Source organism: Myxococcota bacterium (genome assembly GCA_035498015.1).
Taxonomy (GTDB): Bacteria; Myxococcota_A; UBA9160; order SZUA-336; family SZUA-336; genus VGRW01.
The window spans coordinates 26,055-34,577 of record DATKAO010000101.1; the positions used below are offsets into that span (position 1 = coordinate 26,055).

The 8,523-nt window shown below is 70.2% G+C and carries 8 protein-coding genes; 2 read left to right on the forward strand and 6 right to left on the reverse strand.

Features of this window, described 5'->3' with window-relative positions; genetic code table 11:
* Positions 1–5: 5 nt before the first annotated feature.
* The 3 genes from VMR86_08815 to VMR86_08825 are packed head-to-tail and all read right to left on the reverse strand — an operon-like array spanning position 6 to position 3,543.
* Positions 6–1,577 carry a carboxylesterase/lipase family protein gene (locus VMR86_08815; protein HTO07145.1) on the reverse strand — a complete coding sequence of 524 codons (1,572 nt, stop codon included), beginning with the start codon at positions 1,575–1,577 and terminating at the stop codon, positions 6–8.
* Positions 1,517–2,305 (reverse strand): alpha/beta hydrolase, encoded by a 789-nt coding sequence (locus VMR86_08820; GenBank protein ID HTO07146.1) that lies wholly within the window; start codon positions 2,303–2,305, stop codon positions 1,517–1,519. Before VMR86_08820 ends, VMR86_08815 begins: the two co-directional genes overlap by 61 nt.
* The gene (locus VMR86_08825) at positions 2,305–3,543 is read right to left on the reverse strand and encodes an LLM class flavin-dependent oxidoreductase (GenBank protein ID HTO07147.1); all 1,239 of its coding nucleotides are present in this window, start codon (positions 3,541–3,543) and stop codon (positions 2,305–2,307) included. Before VMR86_08825 ends, VMR86_08820 begins: the two co-directional genes overlap by 1 nt.
* Here VMR86_08825 and VMR86_08830 point away from each other — a divergent pair.
* Both VMR86_08830 and VMR86_08835 read left to right on the forward strand, forming a co-directional pair.
* Complete coding sequence (locus VMR86_08830) at positions 3,518–4,759, forward strand: vWA domain-containing protein (GenBank protein HTO07148.1); 1,242 nt, start codon at positions 3,518–3,520, stop codon at positions 4,757–4,759. The genes VMR86_08825 and VMR86_08830 overlap by 26 nt on opposite strands.
* A 52-nt stretch (positions 4,760–4,811) precedes the next feature.
* On the forward strand, positions 4,812–6,194 hold the full coding sequence (locus VMR86_08835) for a phosphatidylserine/phosphatidylglycerophosphate/cardiolipin synthase family protein (GenBank protein HTO07149.1): 1,383 nt from the start codon (positions 4,812–4,814) through the stop codon (positions 6,192–6,194).
* A gap of 25 nt (positions 6,195–6,219) precedes the next feature.
* Here the strand turns inward: VMR86_08835 and VMR86_08840 are convergent, their stop codons facing one another.
* From VMR86_08840 to VMR86_08850, 3 genes are read right to left on the reverse strand one after another with little or no spacing between them, the layout of a single operon-like run.
* The gene (locus VMR86_08840; GenBank protein HTO07150.1) at positions 6,220–6,822 is read right to left on the reverse strand and encodes a PqiC family protein; all 603 of its coding nucleotides are present in this window, start codon (positions 6,820–6,822) and stop codon (positions 6,220–6,222) included.
* Positions 6,819–7,778: an MlaD family protein gene (locus VMR86_08845; protein HTO07151.1), complete on the reverse strand. Its 960-nt coding sequence runs from the start codon at positions 7,776–7,778 to the stop codon at positions 6,819–6,821. Before VMR86_08845 ends, VMR86_08840 begins: the two co-directional genes overlap by 4 nt.
* Positions 7,775–8,506 (reverse strand): ATP-binding cassette domain-containing protein, encoded by a 732-nt coding sequence (locus VMR86_08850; GenBank protein ID HTO07152.1) that lies wholly within the window; start codon positions 8,504–8,506, stop codon positions 7,775–7,777. Before VMR86_08850 ends, VMR86_08845 begins: the two co-directional genes overlap by 4 nt.
* Positions 8,507–8,523 lie beyond the last annotated feature (17 nt).

Consider the following 8,523-nt stretch of genomic DNA (forward strand, 5'->3'; position numbering starts at 1 on the left):
GAATCTTACACTTCGCGCGCGGCTTGCCAGAATGCCAGCGCGTCGCGGCCGTAGTCGCCGATGGTCTGGCAGCGGCGGTCGAGCCGCATGGCCTGACGCTTTTCGGTGTCGTAGGTCGGCCAGAACGGCAGGCGCGAGTGACCCGGGTGACCCGTCTTCGCGAAGGCGATCCAGGCCTCCTGCACGCGGTGTGCGAGCTTGCGCGCCCCGGGCGCCGCGGCCGCCCAGGGCCGCAGCCAGGTCTCGAGCACGGTGCCGAACACGAACGGCAGCTCGATGCCATGGCAGGCGCCGATGCGCGCGCCCACGAGCGGCGGCCGCCAGTCGAAGCGGTAGGCGTAGGGCGCCCGCGAGTGACTCGTGCAGGCGTCGAGCAGCTGGGCCGCCGGCCCGTGGAACGTGCGGTCCGACTGGAAGGCGCACCAGCGCTCCGCGGGGTGGTCCTCGTTCGCGTACGCCTGCCAGGCGCGCTCCGCCTCGGCTTCGCCCAGCACGCGCGTGAAGCGCCGGCGCAGCGCGGCCTCGTCCATGCGCCGGGCGGCGGAGTCGCCCAGCATGAACAGCTTCCACTCGTCGGCGTTCGTGCCCACGAGCAGGTCCACGCCCGCTGCGGCGCCGCGCGCGAGCGCCTCGAGCGGCGGCTCGGGCAGCACGTCGCCGTCGACACACGGCTGGAACGGCAGCCCGTTCAGGCGCAGCACGAGCGCCGCCGTGGTCTCGGACTGCGCGCGCAGGATCTCCGCCGCCGGCGCCTCGCACAGCGCCGCAAAGCTCTTGCCCGCGCCGCCCAGGCGCGCGAGAAACTCCCCGGCCACGCGCGCCGCCTGGGCGCGGGGAGACACGTTGTGCGCCGCCCCGCTCTGCAGGATGGCGCGCCGGAAGAGACCCCGCGCGCGCGGCGCCGCCAGGAGCGCGCCCAGGCTCATCGCGCCCGCCGACTCACCGAACACCGTGACGCAGCCCGGGTCTCCGCCGAACTCGGCGATGTTCGCGCGCACCCACTCGAGCGCCGCGAGCTGGTCGCGCAGGCCCAGGTTCGCCGGTGCGTCGCCCGCGTCGGGCAGCGCCTCGCGCAGCGACAGCCAGCCCAGCGCCCCCAGCCGGTAGTTCAAGGTCACGACCACCACGTCGCCGCGCCGCGACAGACTCGCGCCGTTGTAGAGCGGCGTGCTGCCCGAGCCCATCACGAACGCGCCCCCGTGCACGAACACCAGCACCGGCCGCGCCCGGCCGTCGAGCGCCGGGGTCCAGACGTTGAGGCTGAGACAGTCCTCGCTCATGCCGCCGACCGCCGCACCCATGGCGCGGCGCACCAGCCAGCTCATGGCACCAAGCTGCGGGGCGGCGGGGCCGAAGTGACTGGCGCTGCGCGTCTCGCGCCAGGGCGTCACGGGCTCGGGCTCGCGGAAGCGCAGCTTGCCGACCGGCGGCGCCGCGTAGGGAATGCCGCGGAACACCAGCCCCCCGCGGGCCGGCAACCCGGCGACTCTCCCGCTGCGCGTGTGGGCGACGTCGCTCACGGCGCCGATAGGAAGCGCTCGATCTCGGCCGCGACCGCGTCCGGCTGCTCGTGGCACACCATGTGCGCCCCGCCCTCGATCGCCGCCAGCCGCGCGTTCGGCAGGAGCTCGCGCCAGCGCGCGGCGTAGCCGAACGGAATCAGCTTGTCGGCCGTGCCCCAGACCAGGAGCGTGGGCGCGGTGAGCCGGTACAGGCGCTTCGACACGCGCCGGTTGGGGATCGGGAACAGGATCTTCCCGGCCGTGCCCAGCCGCCGCGCGTTGCCGACCAGGAACTGGGTCAGCGCGTCGGGGTTGGTGAAGTCTATGCCGCCGGTGAGAAAACGCTCACCGTTCTTGGGGTCGGCGAACAGCGCGCCCACCAGCTCGAACGGCAGCATGGAGAACAGGTCGGGGATCGGCAGTGAGTCGATCCACAGACCCGCGGGGGCGACCAGCGCCAGCTTGGCCAGCGAGCGGCTCGCGATGCAGGCCATCTCGGCCGCGATCATGCCGCCCATCGAGTGACCGAGCAGGCTCGGCCGCTCGAGCCCGAGCGCATCGACCACGTCCCAGCCGTGCAGCGCGAAGTCCAGCATGTCCTCGAGCTTGTCTTCGCCGCCCTCGACGCCGTAGCCCGGCCACTCCGGCGCGAACACGTGGAAGTGGCCGGTGAGCCGCTCGAGCAGCGGCTCCTCCTTGAACAGTCCGCCGGCGCCGTGGAAGTACACGAGCGGCGCACCCCGCCCGCCTTCCAGCACGCGTGACTTGAGGCCGCGCCGGGTCTCGATCTTGCGCTCCTGCATCACCGCCCGTTCCTCGGCAGCTCGGGGCGCACGCGCGTCTCGAGGGGCTTGACCCAGAAGCGGTCGTCCTGCTTCCACTCCGGCCAGATGTCGCGCAGCTGCGGCATGACCTTCTCGGCGAACAGCTTCGTCGAGTGTCTCACCTTGTCGTCGGGCATGTTCCCGATCATGAACAGCAGGAACACGGCGCCGAGCCGCAGGTCCTTGATCATGTGCTCCATGCGCTCGCGCACGGTCGCGGGCGAGCCCGCGATCACGTAGCCGCCGTCGACGAGCTCCTTCCAGCTCAGCGACGTGAACAGTCTCTGGTTCTCGGCGCGGAACTGGTTGAGCTTGCCGGACTGGATGGTCTTCACCGTGCGGTAGCCCGGCGGATCCGCGAAGCCGAGATACACGTGCAGACAGCGGTTGTAGAAGTACAGCACGTGCTCGGCGTAGAGCTTCTCGGCGTCGGCGTCGGTGTCGGCCACGCACACCACCTGTGCGAAGGACGCACGGTAAGGTGACTCGTCCTTGCCCAGGGCCGCGACGCGCTCCCAGTAGCCGTCGAGCAGCGCCTTGCCCGCCTTGTAGCCGCCGTAGGAGAGGTAGCTGTAGTTGTAGTCGTGCTCGACGCAGAAGTCCCAGGTCTCGATCGAGCCGCCGCCGGGGATGTAGATCGGCGGGTGCGGCTTCTGGATCGGGCGCGGCCAGCAGTTCACGTAGCGCAGCTGGTTGTACTTGCCGTCGAACGCGAACGGCTCGGGCTCCCGCCAGGCGCGCATGATCAGCTCGTGCGCCTCGTAGTATTTGTCGCGAGTCAGCGCCGGGATCTGGCCATAGCAGAAGTTCGTGTCCATCGGCGTGCCGACCGGGAAGCCGGCGACCAGCCGCCCGCCCGAGATCACGTCGAGCATCGCGAACTCCTCCGCGACACGGATGGGCGGGTTGTAGAGCGCGATCGAGTTGCCGATCACCGCGATCGCGGCGCGCGAGGTCCGGCGCGCGAGCCCCGCGGCGATGATGTTCGGCGAGGGCATGAGACCGTAGGCATTCTGGTGATGCTCGTTCACGCCGATGCCGTCGAAGCCGAGACTGTCGGCATACTCGAGCTGGTCCATGTATTCGTGGTAGACGCGGTTGCCCTCCGCGGGGTCGTAGAGCCGGGAGTCGATGTCGACCCACACGGAGCGATGCGTCTGGCGGAAGTCTTCCGGCAGATGCGGCCAGGGCATGAGGTTGAACCAGGTGAACTTCACGGCGATCCTCCGACGCGTGCCGCGCCTCTCCAGGCAGATCTTACTGTGCGCACTGGGTACGGCGCTCGCAGCCCCGGTCGCGCGCGCCGAGCAGGTCTACCTGGAGATCGACGCGCCCCACTCGGGCGACCTGGTGAACGAGCCCATCGCCCTGGTCGAGGTGCGGGGCTGGGCCGGCACGGGCCTGCGCGGCAAGCACGACGTGGTGATCGTGATCGACCGTTCAGGGAGCACCTTCCGGGCGAGCGGGGTCGACGTGGACGGCGATGGGGTGATCGGCCGCACCTACCCGGGAGACCCCCCGGAAGAGATCGTGTTGTGGACCTCGGACTTCGGAGACACGATCGTCTCGGCCGAGACGCTGGCCGCGCGCCGGCTCGTGGAGCGGCTCGACCCCGAGACCACGCGCATGGGCATCATCACCTTCGGCGGCAACGCCAAGCTCGAGGCCCCGGTCGGCGCGAGCCGCGAGCAGCTCCTGGCGGCGCTCGACGGGCTCCAACCGCGCGCCAACCCGAACGGCACCAACATGTACGGCGCGATCGAGACCGCGATCGACGCGCTCGAGGCGGCGCCCAAGGAGCCGGGTGAGCCGCCGCGCCAGCGCGAGATACTCCTGCTCTCGGACGGCATGCCGACCTCGCCGCCCGAGCCGCGCAACGCCGCGCAGATCATCTCGGTGCACGCGGCGCGCAACGCCGCCCAGGCGCACGCGCGCATCTACGCCTACGCGCTGGGGCCGACCGCCGCCGCCGCGCACGACAGCTTCCAGGAGATCGTGGCCGCCAACGGCGGCGAGCTCACCGTGCTCGACTCACCGGCCGACATCGTCGAGTTCGTGCCCTACCTGTCGCTCACCAGCATCGCGAAGGTGAGCCTCGAGAACACCACGCTCGGCGAGTCGGGCCGCGCCGTGCGCCTGTTTCCCGACGGCAGCTTCGACGGCTTCGCGCCGCTCCAGCCCGGCCGCAACGAGCTGCGCTTCACCGCGACCTCGCAGGCCGGCACGCTCGCCACCACCACGCGCTGGCTGACCTTCGACAAGGCGCTGCCCGACGCCGAGAAGCTGGCGCGCTTCAAGAAGCTGCTCGAGGTGCGCGCGATCGAGACCGAGCTGGCCGAGAAGGCGCAGGCCAAGCGCGAGGAGCAGCGCAGGAAGTCGCTCGAGGTGCGGCCCGACTCGCGGCCCGATCCGCGGCCGGACCCCGCGGACTGATGGTGCGCCCGGGCCGGCGTGATACCCTGCGCCGACTCACTCGGAGGGGACCATGGAGCGCCACGGCGACTACCTGCCTTTCGTGAGCTCGGGCTCCTACCCGATCCGCGGCGGCAACGCCGTGCGGCCCCTGGTCGACGGCGGGCCGGCGTTCGCGCGCATCTGCGAAGCGATCGAGAACGCGCGCAAGAGCGTGTGGGTCACGGTCGCGTTCCACCGCATGGAGTTCGCCATGCCCGACGGGCACGGGAGCCTGTTCGACGTGCTCGACCGCGCGCAGGCGCGCGGACTGGACGTGCGCGCGCTGTTCTGGCGTCACCCGCAGCTCGAGCAGATCTCGCCCGGCTCGCACTTCGCCGGCACCGAGGCCGACCGCGAGTTCCTGCGCCGGCGCGGCTCGCGCTTCCTGGCGCGCTGGGACCGCGCGCACGGGCGCTACTGCCAGCACCAGAAGAGCTGGCTCGTCGACGCCGGTCAGGCGAGTGAGATCGCGTTCGTGGGCGGGATCAACCTGCACAACTCGTCCGTCGTCGCCCCCGGCCACGCGCCGCGCGCGGGCGGCAGCACGCACGACGTGTACGTCGAGGTGCGCGGTCCGTCCGCGAGCGACGTGCACCACAACTTCGTGCAGCGCTGGAACGAGGCGAGCGACCGCGAGCTCGGCGACGGCCTGTGGCCCGACGCCTCGAGCCAGAGCCTGCTCGAGTTCCCGCGCGTCCTGTCTCGCACCGCCGGCGCCGTGCCGGTGCAGATCCAGCGCACGGTGCGGCGCGAGCGCTACTTCGACGGCACGCCCGCGGTCGACCACACGCCGTTCGCGATCGGCGGCGGCGAGCACTCGATCCTCGACCAGTATCTGCGCGTGATCGACCGCGCGCGGCGCGCGATCTACATCGAGGACCAGGCGATCGGCGCGCCGCAGATCGTCGACGCGCTGCGCGACGCGCTGGGACGCGGGGTCGAGGTGGTGGTGCTCGTGCCCGCGGACCCCAACGACGAGATGGCGGCCGGGCGCGCCGACCCCGAGAACGCGGCGTTCTTCGAGTCACTCGCCGCCCTGGGCCGCTTCGACCACTTCGCGCTGGCGGGCATCGCGTCCTGCCTGGGCCGCGGCGAGTACCAGAACGTGTACGTGCACGCGAAGATCGCGCTGGTCGACGACGCCTGGTGCACGATCGGCTCGGCCAACATCGGCAACCGCTCGTTCTTCGGAGACACCGAGCTCAACGCCTCGTTCTGGCACACGCCCACGGTGCGCGCGCTGCGCTGCGAGCTCCTGCGCGAGCACCTGGGGCGAGACACGGCGCAGCTCGACGAGCGCGCGGCGCTGCGGCTGTACCGCGAGGTGGCGCGGAAGAACGCCGCGAAGCGGGCGGCGGGCGAGCCGATGGAGGGCCTCGCGTTCGCCCTGGATCCGGCGACTTACGCATCGTAGCTTTTGAAACTCAGTCGGGTTGCCATCAACGAAGCTTGCCGGCGATCTCCTGGCTGAGCGCGCCGATGGCCTGACTCATCGCCGCGACCATGGCTGCGGTGGAGCCATCCGCTGCTTGCAGCACGATGTGGGACTCGCGCGCATCCACCGGCCCCTTGTCTGCGGGGCGCTGGATCGTCCAGCGAGCGTCCAGAGATACTCTGTCGTGCTCGTCTGCGTCGAAGCGGAGGATGGCGATGGAGACCTGCTGGTCGATGCCGGTCGCCGTGAACGAGGGGTATGGAACGATCTCGGCGCCTGCGAGGAGCCGGGCGAGATTCGCCGACACCACGCCCTGCACGTTCCGTTCGAGCGGCTCGCCCCATACTCCGGTCGACGAGAGGACGAGCTGGTTCTCGCCACTCCGACGGACGATCTGCAATCGGTCCAGGTACGCGGGCAGGACGACGGGACCGACGGCGAGCGTCGACCGGGTTCCGTCCGTGGCAGGACCTGCTCCGACGGCGGTTGTCTCGACGACGGGCGTGAGCACGAAGTACCGAGAGACATCGGGTTGCGGTGCGAGGACCGAGCAGCCGCTCGCAAGCCATGCAATCACAGTGACAGCCGCGATGCCACTGCGCCTCATGGCTCCCCCTCCTTGACGGCCTTGCCGCGCACGAGCATCGCGGGATTGCGCTCCAGCTCCGCCGCCAGACGATTCACTGACGCCGCCGCCTGAGCGAGCTGATCGAGCGTTCGGCCGAGCTCGTAGACGAGCGGCGAGCCCGGCTTCACGAGCGCCTGGACGCTCTGCAGCGTGTCGCGCGCAGCGACCAGCGCCTCGTTGGCGCGCGGGACCGTGTCGGACTGCAGCCCGTCGGAGACGCCCTCGACGCTCACGAGTGTGCGGTGGAGCTGGTCCGCGGCGTCGTCGACTTTTTTGACGGTAGCGGGAAGCCCGTCCAGGGTCGCCTGCAGGCCCGGCGAGCTCGCCAGCCGGTTGAAGCTCTCAGCCGCCCCCTTGAACGAGTTGACCAACCCATCGATGTCGAGGCTGTCGAGCTTCGCCATGAAGGCGCCCGCCTTGGCCTGGACCTCTTCGAGCGCCGTGGGAATCGTCGGAATCTCCGGGTACGGGACGTCCGGCCCGGCACGGAACTCGGCTGGCGCCTCCGGCTGCATCTGCAGCTCCACGTAAAGCACTCCAGTCACGAAGCTCTCCGTCCTGAGCTGTCCCCGCATGCCGCGCTTGACCAAGTCCGCGATCGTCTCCCGATCGGGTCGCACGGTGCTGCCTCCGGCGACGATGTTGGCCTGGTCGAGCCCGATGACCACCGGAATCAGAAGAGGCGCCTTGCTGTCGAGCCCTGTGTCGCTTCCGAGCTTCAGCAGGATGCTCGTCACCTCGCCCAGCTGGATACCCTTGAACTTCACCGGGGCGCCGACGCGAAGTCCATTGACGTCACCCTCGAAGAACAAGACGGCCGGGTACACGTTCCGGAAGAACCGCCCCGAGCCCAGGACTCCCACCGCGACGGTGGCGAGCACGACGGCGCCGACGACGAAGGCACCGATCAGGGTGGGACTGACTCGCTTGCTCATACGTTTGCTCCAGCGGGGTGTGTGGCGCCGCGCGAGAGGAAGGTGCGAACGGCGTCGTTGCCGTGGTCGCGCAGCGCCTTCGGGTCGCCCGCAGCGGTGATCGTTCGCTTCTCGACGTCGAGGAAGATGCTGTTCGAGGCAATGGCGAAGATGCTGGCCAGCTCGTGAGTCACGACGACCACGGTTGCGCCCAGGCTGTCACGGAGCTCGAGGATCAGCTCGTCGAGGAGGTGCGAGCTGATCGGGTCGAGGCCGGCGGAAGGCTCGTCGAAGAAGAGGTACTCGGGGTCGAGGGCCATCGCGCGGGCCAGGCCTGCGCGCTTCTGCATGCCTCCGCTGATCTCGTTCGGGTAGTAGTCCTCGAAGCCCTTGAGCCCGACGAGCGCGAGCTTGAGCGAAGCCACCTTGCGGATCTCCGCAGGCCCGAGATCGGTGTACTGCTGCAGCGGCAGCGCGATGTTCTCGGCGAGCGTCATCGAGCTCCAGAGCGCGCCGCTCTGGAAGAGAACTCCGATGCGCCGCAGCAGAGCGTCGCGCTCCGGCGGTGTCGCCGCCGTGAAGCTCTGCCCCTGATACAGGATCTCGCCCCGTGCCGGCTCGAGCAGCCCGATCAAGTGGTTGAGCAGCGTGCTCTTGCCGCAGCCACTGCCGCCCATGATCACGAAGACGTCACCTCGCCGCACGGTGAAGTTGAGGTCGTGCATCACGACGAAGCTGCCGAAGGCCATCGTGAGGTCGCGCACGA